The sequence below is a fragment of the Enterobacter sp. 6722112 genome (assembly GCF_058661685.1).
In genome coordinates this window covers 20,329-35,094 of sequence record NZ_JBZWGR010000006.1, presented here as the reverse complement: position 1 = coordinate 35,094, position 14,766 = coordinate 20,329, and the positions used below count along the sequence as shown (strand labels likewise).

The 14,766-nt window shown below is 50.2% G+C and carries 16 protein-coding genes and 4 pseudogenes; 10 read left to right on the top strand and 10 right to left on the bottom strand.

Annotated features, from left to right (window positions below):
- Window positions 1-153, top strand: a pseudogene (locus AC4OVU_RS01425) (phage integrase family protein); the annotation flags it as partial.
- A gap of 442 nt (window positions 154-595) precedes the next feature.
- On the opposite strand, the gene AC4OVU_RS01420 reads toward AC4OVU_RS01425, so the two are convergent.
- The 3 genes from AC4OVU_RS01420 to AC4OVU_RS01410 all read right to left on the bottom strand — a co-directional run bounded on the left by AC4OVU_RS01420 (window position 596) and on the right by AC4OVU_RS01410 (window position 2,908).
- The gene (locus tag AC4OVU_RS01420; RefSeq protein WP_042948503.1) at window positions 596-1,468 is read right to left on the bottom strand and encodes a RepB family plasmid replication initiator protein; all 873 of its coding nucleotides are present in this window, start codon (window positions 1,466-1,468) and stop codon (window positions 596-598) included.
- Window positions 1,469-2,001: 533 nt separating this feature from the next.
- Window positions 2,002-2,238, bottom strand: coding sequence for a plasmid partition protein ParG (locus tag AC4OVU_RS01415; RefSeq protein WP_016338376.1), 237 nt, complete (start codon window positions 2,236-2,238; stop codon window positions 2,002-2,004).
- 52 nt (window positions 2,239-2,290) lie between these two features.
- Window positions 2,291-2,908, bottom strand: a complete 618-nt coding sequence (locus AC4OVU_RS01410; RefSeq protein WP_016338377.1) for an AAA family ATPase — start codon at window positions 2,906-2,908, stop codon at window positions 2,291-2,293.
- 321 nt (window positions 2,909-3,229) lie between these two features.
- Between AC4OVU_RS01410 and AC4OVU_RS01405 the strand changes: the two are divergent.
- The 4 genes and pseudogenes from AC4OVU_RS01405 to AC4OVU_RS01390 form a co-directional block, all read left to right on the top strand.
- Window positions 3,230-3,430, top strand: a pseudogene (locus AC4OVU_RS01405) (transposase); the annotation flags it as partial.
- Between the two features lie 50 nt (window positions 3,431-3,480).
- The gene (locus AC4OVU_RS01400; protein ID WP_001067855.1) at window positions 3,481-4,185 is read left to right on the top strand and encodes an IS6-like element IS26 family transposase; all 705 of its coding nucleotides are present in this window, start codon (window positions 3,481-3,483) and stop codon (window positions 4,183-4,185) included.
- A gap of 53 nt (window positions 4,186-4,238) precedes the next feature.
- Window positions 4,239-4,592, top strand: a pseudogene (locus tag AC4OVU_RS01395) (DNA topoisomerase III); the annotation flags it as partial.
- Window positions 4,477-4,803: a DUF1496 domain-containing protein gene (locus tag AC4OVU_RS01390; protein ID WP_370519047.1), complete on the top strand. Its 327-nt coding sequence runs from the start codon at window positions 4,477-4,479 to the stop codon at window positions 4,801-4,803. The pseudogene AC4OVU_RS01395 and the gene AC4OVU_RS01390, both read left to right, overlap by 116 nt.
- Window positions 4,804-4,851: 48 nt before the next feature.
- On the opposite strand, the gene AC4OVU_RS01385 is transcribed toward AC4OVU_RS01390, so the two are convergent.
- Genes AC4OVU_RS01385 through AC4OVU_RS01360 form a run of 6 tightly spaced genes read right to left on the bottom strand, consistent with a single transcriptional unit; the run spans window position 4,852 to window position 11,834 of the window.
- Window positions 4,852-5,901, bottom strand: a complete 1,050-nt coding sequence (locus AC4OVU_RS01385; RefSeq protein ID WP_040118515.1) for an osmoprotectant NAGGN system M42 family peptidase — start codon at window positions 5,899-5,901, stop codon at window positions 4,852-4,854.
- Window positions 5,902-5,906: 5 nt separating this feature from the next.
- Window positions 5,907-6,677 carry a FadR/GntR family transcriptional regulator gene (locus AC4OVU_RS01380; protein WP_040118516.1) on the bottom strand — a complete coding sequence of 257 codons (771 nt, stop codon included), beginning with the start codon at window positions 6,675-6,677 and terminating at the stop codon, window positions 5,907-5,909.
- 8 nt (window positions 6,678-6,685) lie between these two features.
- The gene (locus AC4OVU_RS01375; RefSeq protein WP_040118517.1) at window positions 6,686-7,498 is read right to left on the bottom strand and encodes an ATP-binding cassette domain-containing protein; all 813 of its coding nucleotides are present in this window, start codon (window positions 7,496-7,498) and stop codon (window positions 6,686-6,688) included.
- Window positions 7,495-9,312: a dipeptide/oligopeptide/nickel ABC transporter permease/ATP-binding protein gene (locus AC4OVU_RS01370; protein WP_040118518.1), complete on the bottom strand. Its 1,818-nt coding sequence runs from the start codon at window positions 9,310-9,312 to the stop codon at window positions 7,495-7,497. Before AC4OVU_RS01370 ends, AC4OVU_RS01375 begins: the two co-directional genes overlap by 4 nt.
- Window positions 9,309-10,256, bottom strand: coding sequence for an ABC transporter permease (locus tag AC4OVU_RS01365; protein WP_040118537.1), 948 nt, complete (start codon window positions 10,254-10,256; stop codon window positions 9,309-9,311). Before AC4OVU_RS01365 ends, AC4OVU_RS01370 begins: the two co-directional genes overlap by 4 nt.
- An 18-nt stretch (window positions 10,257-10,274) precedes the next feature.
- Window positions 10,275-11,834 carry an ABC transporter substrate-binding protein gene (locus AC4OVU_RS01360; RefSeq protein WP_040118519.1) on the bottom strand — a complete coding sequence of 520 codons (1,560 nt, stop codon included), beginning with the start codon at window positions 11,832-11,834 and terminating at the stop codon, window positions 10,275-10,277.
- Window positions 11,835-11,994: 160 nt separating this feature from the next.
- Between AC4OVU_RS01360 and AC4OVU_RS01355 the strand changes: the two genes are divergently transcribed.
- Together AC4OVU_RS01355 and AC4OVU_RS01350 are read left to right on the top strand one after the other, a co-directional pair.
- Window positions 11,995-12,426 carry a DUF1028 domain-containing protein gene (locus AC4OVU_RS01355; protein WP_051800691.1) on the top strand — a complete coding sequence of 144 codons (432 nt, stop codon included), beginning with the start codon at window positions 11,995-11,997 and terminating at the stop codon, window positions 12,424-12,426.
- Between the two features lie 11 nt (window positions 12,427-12,437).
- Entirely contained in the window at window positions 12,438-13,142 is a 705-nt protein-coding gene (locus AC4OVU_RS01350) for an IS6-like element IS26 family transposase (protein WP_001067855.1), read from the top strand.
- A gap of 53 nt (window positions 13,143-13,195) precedes the next feature.
- On the opposite strand, the pseudogene AC4OVU_RS01345 reads toward AC4OVU_RS01350, so the two are convergent.
- Window positions 13,196-13,417 (bottom strand): annotated as a pseudogene (locus AC4OVU_RS01345) (DUF4158 domain-containing protein); the annotation flags it as partial.
- Window positions 13,418-13,575: 158 nt separating this feature from the next.
- On the opposite strand from AC4OVU_RS01345, the gene AC4OVU_RS01340 reads away from it, so the two are divergent.
- From AC4OVU_RS01340 to AC4OVU_RS01330, 3 genes are read left to right on the top strand one after another with little or no spacing between them, the layout of a single operon-like run.
- Window positions 13,576-13,866 carry a nucleotidyltransferase family protein gene (locus tag AC4OVU_RS01340; RefSeq protein WP_001247892.1) on the top strand — a complete coding sequence of 97 codons (291 nt, stop codon included), beginning with the start codon at window positions 13,576-13,578 and terminating at the stop codon, window positions 13,864-13,866.
- On the top strand, window positions 13,863-14,264 hold the full coding sequence (locus AC4OVU_RS01335) for a HepT-like ribonuclease domain-containing protein (RefSeq protein WP_155023875.1): 402 nt from the start codon (window positions 13,863-13,865) through the stop codon (window positions 14,262-14,264). Before AC4OVU_RS01340 ends, AC4OVU_RS01335 begins: the two co-directional genes overlap by 4 nt.
- Window positions 14,254-14,610, top strand: a complete 357-nt coding sequence (locus AC4OVU_RS01330) for a cupin domain-containing protein (RefSeq protein ID WP_003465043.1) — start codon at window positions 14,254-14,256, stop codon at window positions 14,608-14,610. The genes AC4OVU_RS01335 and AC4OVU_RS01330 overlap by 11 nt, the downstream gene beginning before the upstream one ends.
- Window positions 14,611-14,766: the final 156 nt, after the last annotated feature.

The following is a 14,766-nucleotide window of genomic DNA, read 5'->3' as shown; positions in this document are numbered from 1 at the left end:
CCGCTGAAGGTGCTGCAGAGCCTGATGGGACACAAGTCAGTCAGTTCGACAGAGGTCTACACGAAGGTTTTTGCCCTTGATGTGGCGGCACGGCATCGTGTGCAATTTTCAATGGCAGGGGCTGATGCTGTTGCCATGCTGAAAATCAGATAACTAAATATTTTAACGTTTACAGCTAATAGTAACGAAACCCACCCGTTCGATAGTAAATTACTTTTGCGCTACGTGAACAAGGCAAGGTTACAGGGGTGTACCAAGCCAAACTTCACGTGGCGCAATCTCATTATGAATATAACCGCTATTATATCTCCACCGGCACCTAAGACACATTAGCCTCTAACCGCGGCATGAACCCAGATAAAGAACAAGGTGGTCACTTTCATAAATGAGTCGCTGCGTTCATAACTGGCGGTTACTTTCATAATATCATCTGGCTCTGATGTATCGTTGCATTCATAAAATGTGGTGTATTTCTATGCAATTAGCCCGATTTGCACTGACCGAATGGGTTCGGTTTATGAAAGTAATCGCTCTTTAACAATCAACATTATGAATGCGACCACTTTTAAATCAAATTATGAAAGTGACCGTAATTTTACGCAATTGGTAACGTCAGCCTCGGCGAGCGCGAGTGTACGATGAACATGATTTCGCGACCTTTTTTGGCCTCATTGTAGTCCAGATAGCCAATGTTCTTCAGATCCTTCATGGCCCGGCGTATCGTGGCATTCTGGTCTTTAACCTGTGACTCCATCGCAAGTCGCTCGCGCAGCCGCTTCATTGAAACGTACAATGTCCCGGCTGGCATGCTTTCGAAATAGACGTAGAGGGACTGGGCCGATTCTTTACGTGAAAGGGCTGAAAGGACTTTGAGACCCAGCAAAACCTTATGATCGTAGCGATATAATTCCCAGAGGCTGGGGTCTCCCACGATTTCTACCATATTGGTATCCATGTCCAGCTGAGCACGCTGCACCAAGTGGGTCACCAGGCTGCGCTTGCCGTCCTGGCTACGAAAGGACAACGTCACACTAGAAAGATTGAACAGCGCTTCACTCAGGCGGTTACGGGCGCGGCCATTGATGTCTGTGGGTCGCAGGCCGCACATACGGGCGAACTCAGAGAACGGCAACGTAATCTTTTCCGATGTGTAGCCATACTTTGAGAAAGCAGAAATGATGCCAATCCAGGTTTTAAAGTCCGTAGACATCCCGAGCTTGGCGCCCTGGATCTTGATGTTGGTATACCCTTCCTGCCGGGCAACCTCCAGACTGGACAATTCTTCTGAAGCATCGATCAGAAAGTCCCGCTTACCTTTCTCTTTAGGTGATACAGGAGTGAACACGCTCAGACGTAACAGCGCCACTGGCTGTACCGTCTTATTGCTGTTGGGAGTCAGTTCATAACTTTCTCCCGAATCTTTCTTTTTGATCGCAAAAGGGCTTTGCTGCGCGTCAGAACTATCCATTTATCCACATCCAGTGAGTAAAAGCGGGTCTGTTTATGAAAGTAACCGCATCTAAGTTATGAAAATAACCGCCTTGCTTATGAAAGTAAACGCCGGAATAATGAAAGTAACCGCCTTTCTTATGAATATGACCGCCGAGATCCTATTATTTCACTTAAATTTCATGTAATTAGCCGAGTGGTGATCTGTATTGATCTCATATTGATCTCGTATTGATCTGATCATTTGATCTACCAAGGGGATATGTGGATAAAACTAAGCCTACTCAGGTAGTTAACTACCCCTATAATTTGATGTGATACGGAGCGTAACAGGTTTCTGTTTGATCGCAGATCTTGTGCTTCCTCGCCTGTTCGCGGGCTTGCCCGGTCACAGGCTGCGGCGAGCACTGCAATCATATCTCGGATTCAGGTACACGTTCAGCTTTCTGATGGCGATGCTTACCAGTATCGTTTACCACCTAAAGTCCGATCACAACATTCATTCAGTAAAAGGGAGTGTTACAGTAAATACACATAAGAGTAAAAACTCATTTACTCATTACCTTTCAACCATGCATCGACAAGGTCGTTCATGACATCTGAAATAGATGTCCCTTTTCTGGCACAAGCGGCTTTGAGCCTTTGATGCTTATCCTCGGGCATATTGAAGTTCACACGTTTTTGAATGCCCGATGGTGGTGCTGAAATAACTTTGCCTAAATCTCTGTTCTCACCGAAGGTCATTACCTTAGGTGCCGCTTGGTTGCGGTTTTGCTTTACTAAGCTCATATAGTTACCCCTATACACATTTACTCATTTGAGTTTATGTGTAAATGTGTGTTTATGCAACTAACTTGATGATTTCACCAGCAAGCACTTCGATCTCTCCTTTCGCGGCCCCATCATTGGTATCGAATACAGTCTCACCATCCAGCACAGATTTCACGTAGCTCTGTCGCTGCGTAATCGATGTTTTTAAAGAAGGTATACCTGTTGCTGCGATACTCTCACGCAAAACTCCAAGCATTGTAGCTTGCTCAATTTTGCGAGTAATAAGGAAGCGACATTCTACAGGCCTGTTGTATGACTGAGCTTCCAGTACACTGATAACTGCACCAGAGGCAGAAAAATCGAGTGGTGACGGTGTCACCGGAATGATGACTAGATCGCTAACCATAACTGCAGCTGCAGTTATAACAGAGAGAGCCCCGGCCCCATCGATAATTACATAGTCATAACCAACCAGTTCTTTTCTTATGGTGTATACATCCTTTTCGGATGCTGCTGTGAATACATCAAAGTTAGCTTTTTCAGCCTTGTTCCAGTTGGCCAGGCTTTGCTGCGGATCTGTATCAACAACTGCTACTCGATGCTTTTTCGCAATGCTGGTACTTACGTTGATTGTTACTGTGGTTTTACCGCTTCCGCCCTTTGGATTCAAAAACGAGATTACTTTCATATCCGTCCTTACACTCACTCATATGAGTAAATGAGTTTTTGCTGTTATGAGCCTTTGAGTGATTACTCTAAAGCGCAAAAGTTGATGTGTAAATGAAATAATGTGTTTTTACTCATTTGAGTAATCTTCGGGCGTTCACGTACTGATTCTGGACTTAAATACTATCCACAGAAACGGTGCACAACGTTGTGGGTAATAGACTGGATAAGAGACATTGACCTGCTCCCCGTTGATTAGTACACCCCGATGTTAGGGAAGGTGCGAACAAGTCCCTGATATGAGATCATGTTTGTCATCTGGAGCCATGGAACAGGGTTCATCATGAGTCATCAACTTACCTTCGCCGACAGTGAATTCAGCAGTAAGCGCCGTCAGACCAGAAAAGAGATTTTCTTGTCCCGCATGGAGCAGATTCTGCCATGGCAAAACATGGTGGAAGTCATCGAGCCGTTTTACCCCAAGGCTGGTAATGGCCGGCGACCTTATCCGCTGGAAACCATGCTACGCATGGCACTGTTGCAAATAGTCGGTGGTGATAAACTTATCATCCCCTTTTGCTGATGGAGCTGCACATGAACCCATTCAAAGGCCGGCATTTTCAGCGTGACATCATTCTGTGGGCCGTACGCTGGTACTGCAAATACGGCATCAGTTACCGTGAGCTGCAGGAGATGCTGGCTGAACGCGGAGTGAATGTCGATCACTCCACGATTTACCGCTGGGTTCAGCGTTATGCGCCTGAAATGGAAAAACGGCTGCGCTGGTACTGGCGTAACCCTTCCGATCTTTGCCCGTGGCACATGGATGAAACCTACGTGAAGGTCAATGGCCGCTGGGCGTATCTGTACCGGGCCGTCGACAGCCGGGGCCGCACTGTCGATTTTTATCTCTCCTCCCGTCGTAACAGCAAAGCTGCATACCGGTTTCTGGGTAAAATCCTCAACAACGTGAAGAAGTGGCAGATCCCGCGATTCATCAACACGGATAAAGCGCCCGCCTATGGTCGCGCGCTTGCTCTGCTCAAACGCGAAGGCCGGTGCCCGTCTGACGTTGAACACCGACAGATTAAGTACCGGAACAACGTGATTGAATGCGATCATGGCAAACTGAAACGGATAATCGGCGCCACGCTGGGATTTAAATCCATGAAGACGGCTTACGCCACCATCAAAGGTATTGAGGTGATGCGTGCACTACGCAAAGGCCAGGCCTCAGCATTTTATTATGGTGATCCCCTGGGCGAAATGCGCCTGGTAAGCAGAGTTTTTGAAATGTAAGGCCTTTGAATAAGACAAAAGGCTGCCTCATCGCTAACTTTGCAACAGTGCCAAAGAAAGGACGGGCTATTCACTCGACGCCAGCGGGACGGGCATTAATTCACTCGCTGCCGGAGTTGGCCGCACGGCCCGATATGACCGCCCATTGGGAAGCCACCCTGACGCAAATCAGCGAGAAGAACTGTCGTTATCAGGACTTTATGCAACCGCTGGTTGAAACCTTGTATGAGCTTATCCATCAGGCCCGTACCACCCCCGTAAGACATGCTTTTAAGGGGATCACTGCTCCGGATGCAGGACGCGGTAAATATGGTGCCAAAAAACAGGGAAATAACAATGCTGCTCACAAAACGCCTGCTCGCCGCCGCCGCACTACTCAGTCTGCCGCTACTGGCGATGGCGAATAATAACGCTGAACTTGGGATTATCGTGCCCTCAGAACTGTTAACTCAGCGAGGGACCGGGCAACCGGCACCCTGCTTACAATGCTGTCTTTATGCCAATCAAAGCTACAGCGAAGGGTCGGTTATCAAAGCCGAAGGGATCTTGCTGCAATGCGCTCGTGATAAACAGGTATTAAGCACTAACCCGCTGATTTGGCAGCGGGTTAAGCCTTAACGCTTTCAGGTGCAAGCGTGCTGGAGGGGGTTAAAGCAGCGCTGCTGCTCATTGTCCCGGCAAGGGCACTAAATCGCTTTCTATATAACGTCTCACCAATGTCGCTAATGCCACCAAGGAGTCCAGATGGGTTCTTTCCCAACCGTGGGAGCTATCGAGGGCAAAACAGGCTAACGCCGCGCGGATATCCCATCCGGCATCAATCGCCGCGGCGCTGTCCGAGCGATAATGTTTGAAGGTATCCCGGACATGAGGAATATCATACTGCTGGCATAACTGAAGCAAATGACGCGTTATAGCCAAATCAAACGGCCCGGTTCTATCGCGAAAGGCTAATGTCAGGGCGTCATCTCGGGTTGTTTGATCGGGTCCTGATACCGAGTTATCTATGGCTAAGAGCTCTTGAACCTGAGGGCCAAAGCCATGGGTTCCGCCGATCCCGACTTCTTCAGAAATGGTGAACATAATTTGGCATGGGATCGCCGGAAGCACCCGATCATCGACCAGCGATTTCAGGGCGGCGAGCATCACGGCGCAGCCCGCTTTGTCATCCAAATGACGTGAGACGATAAAGCCGTTGTCGAGAAATTCAGGTTGCGCATCGACGGCAACCATATCCCCGACATTTAAACCCTGCGCGGTTAAGTCCTGCTCACTGTAACAAGGGGCATCTAGGCGAATTTCCAGATTGTCCCAGTCGGCAATCTGGCTATCTACTTCGGTATTAAAACGATGGCCAGAGGCCTTCAGCGGCAAAATTGTGCCGCGATATTGGTGATTATCACTAAACACCGTCACTCTGGCGCCTTCAGCAAAGCGGGCCGCCCATGTGCCGGTATTGCGCAGGGCTAAGCGACCGTTGCCTTTTAATTGCGTCACCATCGCTCCCAAGGTATCTAAATGGGCGGCAAGCGCGCGCCGGGGCTGTTGCGACCCCAAGGTGATGTACAACACGCCACGTCGGGTATATTGAGGGATAAAACCCAGCTCTGTTAACCACTGGTGGGTCTGGGCAACTGCTTTTTCGGTCATACCTACCGGGCTGGGCGTCAGTAGCAGCGTGCGTAATACCTTGGTCAGATATGCTGTATCGATCATAGTGGTTACCTATCTTCGCTTAAAAAACGTTCTTGTAAGGTGGCTTGTAATGCCAACATGGCTTGTTCGGCATAATTCATATGTGCCTCCATGACGGCATGGACTTTTTGTGCGTTCTTTCGGCGTAAGGCTTCAATTAATTGATATTGATATTCAATACCTTGGCATCGATCAACCGGCTCTGGCTTTAAGTAAATGTCCTTACAAACCGCTAGATCCTTCAGTAATTTTTGCAGAAAATGGCAGATAAATACCAACAGCACATTGTCGGAATAGCTGGCAACAACCGCATGGAAATCGAGCTCTGCCATGCGTTGCCGCCAGCGTTCATCTTCATCCGCCGGCTCATGGTCATAGATAGCGATGATCTCATACAGTTTTTGAATACCGGCATTATCGATATTTTCCATCGCGCTGACCGCCACCACCGGTTCGAGCAATTTACGCAGGGTGTAGATATCTTTGATGGAAATATCACGGGTAAAGAGAAAGTTAGATAGCAGGCTCATGGCGCGTGATTCGGTCATCGCGTCAATAAAAGCCCCACCGCCGGGCCCGGTTTTGGTCCTGATCAACCCTTGAACCTCAAGCGATTTCAGCGCTTCTCTCACCGTGCTTTTACTGGCGCTATAGCGCTCAATCAATTCTTTTTCTTGCGGCAATCGGTCGCCCGGGGTGAGATTATCCGCCACAATCGATTCTTTAATGGCATTGACAATTTCATCGGTTCGTTTGACACGAACCAGATCAATGGCTGATGGCTTATCGATACTCATAGTTGCTCTTAACAGGTTTCATTAGATGGCTCAATATGTATACGCGGCGCACTAGACATTAAGTTCTGAGTATACTCATGTTGAGGTGATTCAAAGAGTTGGCGAGTTTCTCGGCATTCAAGCAACTCGCCGAGATAGAGTACCGCGACTCTGTCGGCAATGGATTCTACCACCGCTAAATCGTGACTAATAAATAAGTACGACAGGGCGAACTGCGTTTTTAACTCATCTAGCAGCAATAGCACTTGGGCTTGAACCGATACATCCAAGGCGCTTACCGGTTCATCAAGCACCAATATTCTTGCATCGGCAGCCAGCGCTCTGGCAATGGCCAAACGTTGAGCTTGTCCTCCCGAAAACTCATGGGGGTAGCAAGCCAGCGAGTCCAGCGGCATATTGACGGCTTCGAGCAACTCTGCCAAACGTCGGTTGCGCTGGGGCGAGGTCATCTGTTTTAAATATTTCAGCGGAACCGATAAGGTTTCGCCAATGATTTTTCGTGGATTAAGCGATGCTACAGGATCTTGAAAAACATATTGAATTTTCTGACCAAAGGCTTTAGCCCCTTGCTTCTTCCACTGTGCCTTGGTTTGACCTAGAACCCGAATATTGCCAGAGGTTTCATTTTCCAATCCGACTAAAATTCGCGCTAGCGTACTCTTTCCTGAGCCACTCTCGCCAACAATGGCTAAAGTTTCCCCTTCATAAAGTGATAATGAGATATTTTTCAGAGCATGCACTTGTCGACTTTTCGGCCGAAAGAGGCCGCGAGGTTGACCAAATGTTTTCACCACGTGATCCACTTCAATGACGCGATTCATGATGTCTCCTGGGCTATTTTAAGCTCTTTGTCATCAGCTTGATGGCGGTAAAGGGCAGCAACTTGGCTAAGAAACTGACGACCTTCACCCAGTTTTGGTACGCTGGCGATCAGTCGTTGGGTATAGGGGTGCTGAGGGTTTTGCAATACCGCTTGGGTGACGCCTGTCTCGACAATCTCGCCATGCTGCATGACCGCGACCCGGTCACAGATTTGATTGATCACGGCAAAGTCATGGGTGATAAACAGCAATGCAACCCCACGCTCCCGGCGCAATTTATTGAGCAACTCGAGGATCTTCGCCTGTACGGTAACATCAAGAGCGGTGGTGGGCTCATCGGCGATGATCAAGATAGGATCGTTAGCCAATGCCATGGCAATACCGACCCTTTGGCGTTGTCCTCCCGAGAGCTCATGGGGATAAGCGCTAAATTGCTCCGCCGCATGATGAATACCCACGCTATCAAGTAATTCAATAGCCCGGTTTTTTGCCGCTTGATGGCTTAAAGCTTGGTGGGCGGTAATGGCCTCTTGCAGCTGGGCACCTATCGAGAACTGGGGATGTAGCGTGGTGAGCGGATCTTGGAAAATATACGACACACGGGCTCCGCGTCGACGTTGTAAAATAGCTAGCGGCAACGAGAGCATCTCTTCGTGTTCGACATAAATTCCACCGCCGGTGATCACCGCCGGGGGAGAGGCCAGCAGGCCCATGATCGATAACGCCGTTACGCTCTTACCCGAGCCGCTTTCCCCGATCAGACCAAGACACTCACCGCGGGCAACGCTAAAGCTAATGCCTTTGACCGTGGGGCGCAGATGCTGGCCTTGACGAAAAGCCACCCGAAGATCGTTGACTTCTAATACCGCCTGCTCGCCAAGCGCTTTGTCAGGAATATCGACGCGATCGGTTTCAGTTACCGGCTGTGAGCGCTGTAAGGCACCTGATTTTAGACGCGGGTCGAGAATATCGCGAACCCCATCGCCCAATAGGTTAAAGCTGATGACTATCAAGAAAATCATCACGCCCGGCACTAAGGCTACGTGAGGGGCAACAAACATTTGCGCGCGGCCTTGCCCTAACATGGAACCGAGATCGGCATTGGGTGGCTGAGTACCAAGGCCCAAGAATGAGAGCCCCGCAGTTTCTAAAATCATCCAACCAATGGTGGTCGACATGGTGACGACAATAATCGGTAATACATTGGGTAAAACTTCGGTCAATAAGACTTGGAAATGATTTTTGCCTGACAGGTGCGCGGCCTGGACAAAATCTCTGTCGCGTAACCCGACGGTGAGTCCGCGAATATTTCGCGCAAAGAACGGGATATTCACTAAGGCAATGGCATACAGCGCATTCAACAGTCCAGGACCCAATACCGCGACAATCGCCAGCGCTAATAAAATATAGGGGAAGGCCATTAGCATATCGATACAGCGCATTAATACCGTATCGGTACGCTGCCCCACATAGCCGGCGACTAATCCAATCAGGGTGCCAAAAAAAGCCGCAATCAGGGTCGCGGATATTCCGACTATCAGCGATACCCGGGTACCCCATAATAGGCGAGATAAGATATCACGGCCTAAATGGTCGGTTCCTAATAAATGGCCGGACGAAAAAGCCGGTAATAAACGATTGACCAGATCGGTTTGATCGGGATTGTCCAGCGGTAACCAAGGGGCTAACAGTGCAAGTATCATGATTAGCGAAATAATCACTAAGCCCAGGGTGGCCAGTCGGTTAGCGAGCAGCAGAGCGCCTATCGACTGTCGTTGGCGGTGTTGAATAATCGGTGTTGTCGTCTGGTTCATGATTTCAACCTCGGGTCTAGCATGGCTTGCAGCACATCGGCAAACAGATTAATAAACACGTAAGAGGCAGCAGCGATCAACACGCCGCCTTGGACAAGGAATAAATCGCGTGTGGCGACGGCCTTGACCAGCATCGCACCCAGCCCCGGCCACTGAAAGACGGTTTCAATGTAGACAGCCCCGCCGAAGACAAAGCCAGCTTGAATGCCAATAACGGGGATCACCGACACCAACGCCATGCGAAAGGCATGACGGAAAATAACCTGCCGCTCACTCACCCCTTTGGCCCTTGCAGTACGAATAAAATCGAGGCGTAAAACCTCTAACATTGCGGTGCGGGTTAAACGGGCGATGACGCCGGTGGCCACCAGGGATAAAGTGATCACAGGTAAAACAAGGTGATGCAATAGGTCGCTGAAACCACCGCCTTGCCAAATGTCGTACATCCCAGAGGCAGGAAACCACTGGAGCTGAACGGAGAACACCATAATCATCAATAGCCCAATCCAAAAAGAGGGCATTGAGATCCCCAATAAAACCGCAAGGGTGAGGGTTCTGTCGCTCCAGCTAAACTGGCGAATGGCAGAAAAGATCCCCGCGAGTAGCCCCAGTAGCGAGCTTAATAATAAGGCGCAGCCGCCGAGGATCAGAGTAGCGGAAAAACGTTCGAGCACTTCATCGACAACCGGACGATTCAGCACAAATGACCGGCCAAAGTCTCCCGATATTAGGTTGTGCATCCAAATAAAGTATTGTTGATAGAGTGGCTTATCTAAACCCAGTTCGGCTTTAACCCGTGTCACGTTCTCGGGGGTGGCCCAAGGGCCCAGTAAGGCTTGAGCCGGGTCGCCGGGGATCATCGCCATGATTAAAAAAACGATCAGCGTCAAACCAAGCAGTATGGGAATCGTCGCTAAAATGCGTTTTAAACAGTAAATCCACATCATTTTTTCCCCATTAAATTAATGCTTGCGAACGTCTTTCAGTAACAGATTAAAGTTCGGCTGTAATTTAAAGTTTTCGACATGTTCACTGGCGACGGCATTTTGCTTCCAATTGGCGACAAATAACCAAGGCGCATCTTGATGAACGATTCTTTGCACTTGTTGATACAGCGCGGCACGCTGCGCAAGATCATTGGTGATCCGCGCCTTATCGAGCAGGGCATCAAGTTGTTTATTACTGTAATAACCTGAATTAAACCCGCCTTTATCTGGCCAAGATGCTGAATGCAAGGTAAGAAATGGCAAGGTATCAGGATCGTTGGTCATCCATGCCATTTCCGCCATATGCGCTTGTTTTAGGCCCGCATTCACTTTAGATAAATAGGTATTCCATTCAAAAGTCTGAATATCGACTGACAGCCCCACCGCCTTTAAATCAGCTTGAATAGCGGTTGCCATCGGGATCGGGTCTAACATTCCCGACCCTCCTTCAGTGACATAAAAAATGATTTTTTTCCCTTCCGCTCCCGCCTGTTTAATCAACTCCCGCGCTTTTTTAGGATCATAAGGATAGGGGGTGGTTTGTTGATCATACGCCCAATCAAATGCCGAAGGGATCGGGCCTTCTGCAACATCGGCAGACCCCTGAAGAATATATTTAACGATATTTTGCTTATTAACCGCGTAGTTCACCGCTTGTCTCACCCGCAGATCATCGAAGGGGGGGAGGGAGGCATTCAACATGCCGTACCAGACATGTGGCCCGGTGGCTTCATAGAGCTTAAAGCGATTATCTTTGGCAAACAGCGGAACATTATCGGCAGGCACTTCCACAATGGCATCAATGCCCCCGGAGAGCATTTCTGCCACCCGGGTATTGGCATCGGTTATGGGGCGAAATACCACATGCTTTAAGCTCGGCTTGCCATTCCAATAATTGTCATTGGCCGAGACCACCACCCGCTGATTGGCGGTCCACTCATCAAACTTAAAGGGGCCGGTACCGTTCGGATGTCGACTAAAATCTTTGCCATATCGCTTCACCGCAGCAGGGGACACAATGAGCCCGGCGGGGGTAGCCAAATTAGATAAAAAGGGGGCAAAAGGTTTATTTAATTTAAACACCACGGTTAAATCGTCGGGTGTATCAATCGTATCGATAGCGGAGAAGAAAAAAGAGAGCGGAAAGGGGCCGGTGGAATAGTAGGGGTGATGCTTATCGAGCATTCTTTCAAAAGTGAATTTCACCGCTTGCGCATTAAACGATGTGCCATCGTGGAACTGAATATGGTCGCGCAATTGAAAGGTATAAGTCAGCCCATCGTCGCTGACCTGCCATGAGGTTGCCAGCCCCGGCTCAAGCGTCAAGGAGCCATCGGCATTACGCACGAGCCCCTCATAAATATTAACCAGAATCCGTGAATCGTTTGCTGCCGTAGCAACCTGTGGGTCAAGTGATTGCGGTTCGGCAACTTGGCCTAACAGCAGAACATCAGGGAACTTTGTGGCTAAGGTGGGCTGTGAAAACAGAGAGAGCAGTATCATGCCTGCAATCCACCGCCCTAAACGTATTTTCATAAAACCTCCCAGAGCTGAGCATATCGATGATTTTTGAAACTCTATTTGTGGCAATTTTGTTAATTAATGAGTCTTTTTTATTTATTTATGATGATAAATTAAAATCCATGCAATAATTTATAATGATAAATTTGAACGATGTCTATTTTTAGAGGTGTAAATGACATTTTCAATCGTAGCGCGCTGCACAACTACAGGAGCGATTGGCGCAGCAACGGCAACCGCAGGCCCTGCAGTCGGGGCATTGGTTCTTCACGGCGCGAGCTTAGCTGGGGCTATTGCGACACAAGCCATGACCAATCCGGTGGCTGGCTTGAAGGCGACGCAATGGCTGCAGCAGGGGATCAATGCGCGGGCCTGTTTGCAAATGATGCTCGATGAGGATGAGGGGCGAGATCTAAGGCAATGGATCGTTATCGATAGCCAAGGGCAGAGTGTTGATTGGACTGGCGGCTGCTGTTTGCCTTGGTGCGGCAGTTTATCGGAGGAAAACCTGGCTATCGCCGGTAATATGTTAGCCGGCGAACAGGTGATTCAAGCGGCACTGTTGCAAATAGTCGGTGGTGATAAACTTATCATCCCCTTTTGCTGATGGAGCTGCACATGAACCCATTCAAAGGCCGGCATTTTCAGCGTGACATCATTCTGTGGGCCGTACGCTGGTACTGCAAATACGGCATCAGTTACCGTGAGCTGCAGGAGATGCTGGCTGAACGCGGAGTGAATGTCGATCACTCCACGATTTACCGCTGGGTTCAGCGTTATGCGCCTGAAATGGAAAAACGGCTGCGCTGGTACTGGCGTAACCCTTCCGATCTTTGCCCGTGGCACATGGATGAAACCTACGTGAAGGTCAATGGCCGCTGGGCGTATCTGTACCGGGCCGTCGACAGCCGGGGCCGCACTGTCGATTTTTATCTCTCCTCCCGTCGTAACAGCAAAGCTGCATACCGGTTTCTGGGTAAAATCCTCAACAACGTGAAGAAGTGGCAGATCCCGCGATTCATCAACACGGATAAAGCGCCCGCCTATGGTCGCGCGCTTGCTCTGCTCAAACGCGAAGGCCGGTGCCCGTCTGACGTTGAACACCGACAGATTAAGTACCGGAACAACGTGATTGAATGCGATCATGGCAAACTGAAACGGATAATCGGCGCCACGCTGGGATTTAAATCCATGAAGACGGCTTACGCCACCATCAAAGGTATTGAGGTGATGCGTGCACTACGCAAAGGCCAGGCCTCAGCATTTTATTATGGTGATCCCCTGGGCGAAATGCGCCTGGTAAGCAGAGTTTTTGAAATGTAAGGCCTTTGAATAAGACAAAAGGCTGCCTCATCGCTAACTTTGCAACAGTGCCATGGCGGGAACGGTGGCTCATCAGCGCCAAGGATGACGCCGGGAAAGCGCAGGTAGCAGAGCTGCACCGCGAAGCCCAGCCGATTGGCCGGGCCGCGCCGCTGCCGGATGATGGAGAGGTCGCTTTCGCTGAACGTGTAGTGACGGATCAACTCATCCTTGGTGTCCGGCAACGCCAGCAGGCTTTCGCGCTCGGCGGCGGAGAGGATCGAACGGCGGGGCATGCGGTTTCCTTCTTCTTGAAAACGTAGGTTTGTGACAAGCCCGCCAAGGCAACCGGCGCGGCACGGGAATCAAGGCATTGCGATTCTCGAAAATAGTTCTTGAAATTCTATTCTTGATTGCATATCATCTCAACGAGTTTCGATAAGAAAGGATGCGCATGCGACCGTCTGTTGTGCTTGACATGAAGCGAAGCGCAGTGCGTGAAGCGGTAGGCCGCTTTCGCGCCGCGAACCCGCGCGTCTTCGGCTCGGTGCTGCATGGCACCGACCGGGATGGCAGCGACCTCGACCTGTTGGTCGATGCGCTGCCCGGTGCCACGTTGTTGGACTTGGGCGATTTGGAAGAAGAACTGAAATCGCTGCTCGGCGTTGACGTCGATCTGCTGACTCCCGGCGACCTGCCGCCGAAGTTCCGGGCCAAGGTGCTCGCGGAGGCGCAACCGATATGAGCGAGAACCGCCTGCCCGATTACCTCGACCACATTCAGCAGGCCGCAACCGATGCGCGCAGCTTCGTGGAAGGGATGGCCAAGGACGACTTCTTGGCCGACAAGCGCACCCAGCAGGCCGTCATCATGAGCCTGATCGTCATCGGCGAGGCGGCCTCAAAGGTGATGGATGGCTACGTCGAGTTCACCCAGGCGCATGCCGACGTGCCGTGGCGCAGCATGCGCAATATGCGTAATCGCATGGCTCACGGCTATTTCGACATCAACCTCGATGTGGTGTGGGAGACGGTACAGGAATGGCTGCCGGCGTTGCTCCAGCAATTGCCCGCCGTGCGTCAGGATGCCGACGATGAAGACCGTAACGACAACTGTGAAAGAGGGATCTCCGATGACTGTTGAATCGAGAATATTTTCTGTAGCCGAGTATGTTCAGCCGTCCGAAGGCGAGCCTATTCGTTCCGTTGTGCTTGAAACCCGAGACTCAATTATCGTGGTTTGGCATGTCCATCCCGGGCAGGAAATTGCGGCTCACATTCATCCTCACGGCCAAGACACGTGGACTGTTTTGTCGGGAATGGCTGATTACTTTCAGGGCAATGGGATTGTTCGTGCCCTCAGGGAAGGTGAGATAGCCGTGGCAAGACCGGGCCAAGTGCACGGGGCGCGAAATACAGGTACCGAGCCATTTGTGTTCGTCTCGGTTGTGGCATCAGCCAATGCCGGTTTCGTATTGGCTGAGCGATAGAGCCCAATCTCTGGAGTTGGTCCAATGAGCGGTCGGGGAGATAGGTAACAGACATGCAGCGGACACGGCTGCTAAACCAGGTCGCAAACCTCCTTGCGTCGCAGCGTGCCGCAAGCGACGCGATCAATCGAATGGGGTCGGCATGAGACTGAACAC

Excerpts from the sequence above, each read along its gene's own strand:
- AC4OVU_RS01420 (WP_042948503.1), bottom strand. The coding sequence starts at position 1,468 with ATGGATAGTTCTGACGCGCAGCAAAGCCCTTTTGCGATCAAAAAGAAA.
- AC4OVU_RS01415 (WP_016338376.1), bottom strand. The coding sequence starts at position 2,238 with ATGAGCTTAGTAAAGCAAAACCGCAACCAAGCGGCACCTAAGGTAATG.
- AC4OVU_RS01410 (WP_016338377.1), bottom strand. The coding sequence starts at position 2,908 with ATGAAAGTAATCTCGTTTTTGAATCCAAAGGGCGGAAGCGGTAAAACC.
- AC4OVU_RS01400 (WP_001067855.1), top strand. The coding sequence starts at position 3,481 with ATGAACCCATTCAAAGGCCGGCATTTTCAGCGTGACATCATTCTGTGG.
- AC4OVU_RS01390 (WP_370519047.1), top strand. The coding sequence starts at position 4,477 with ATGCAGGACGCGGTAAATATGGTGCCAAAAAACAGGGAAATAACAATG.
- AC4OVU_RS01385 (WP_040118515.1), bottom strand. The coding sequence starts at position 5,901 with ATGATCGATACAGCATATCTGACCAAGGTATTACGCACGCTGCTACTG.
- AC4OVU_RS01380 (WP_040118516.1), bottom strand. The coding sequence starts at position 6,677 with ATGAGTATCGATAAGCCATCAGCCATTGATCTGGTTCGTGTCAAACGA.
- AC4OVU_RS01375 (WP_040118517.1), bottom strand. The coding sequence starts at position 7,498 with ATGAATCGCGTCATTGAAGTGGATCACGTGGTGAAAACATTTGGTCAA.
- AC4OVU_RS01370 (WP_040118518.1), bottom strand. The coding sequence starts at position 9,312 with ATGAACCAGACGACAACACCGATTATTCAACACCGCCAACGACAGTCG.
- AC4OVU_RS01365 (WP_040118537.1), bottom strand. The coding sequence starts at position 10,256 with ATGTGGATTTACTGTTTAAAACGCATTTTAGCGACGATTCCCATACTG.
- AC4OVU_RS01360 (WP_040118519.1), bottom strand. The coding sequence starts at position 11,834 with ATGAAAATACGTTTAGGGCGGTGGATTGCAGGCATGATACTGCTCTCT.
- AC4OVU_RS01355 (WP_051800691.1), top strand. The coding sequence starts at position 11,995 with ATGACATTTTCAATCGTAGCGCGCTGCACAACTACAGGAGCGATTGGC.
- AC4OVU_RS01350 (WP_001067855.1), top strand. The coding sequence starts at position 12,438 with ATGAACCCATTCAAAGGCCGGCATTTTCAGCGTGACATCATTCTGTGG.
- AC4OVU_RS01340 (WP_001247892.1), top strand. The coding sequence starts at position 13,576 with ATGCGACCGTCTGTTGTGCTTGACATGAAGCGAAGCGCAGTGCGTGAA.
- AC4OVU_RS01335 (WP_155023875.1), top strand. The coding sequence starts at position 13,863 with ATGAGCGAGAACCGCCTGCCCGATTACCTCGACCACATTCAGCAGGCC.
- AC4OVU_RS01330 (WP_003465043.1), top strand. The coding sequence starts at position 14,254 with ATGACTGTTGAATCGAGAATATTTTCTGTAGCCGAGTATGTTCAGCCG.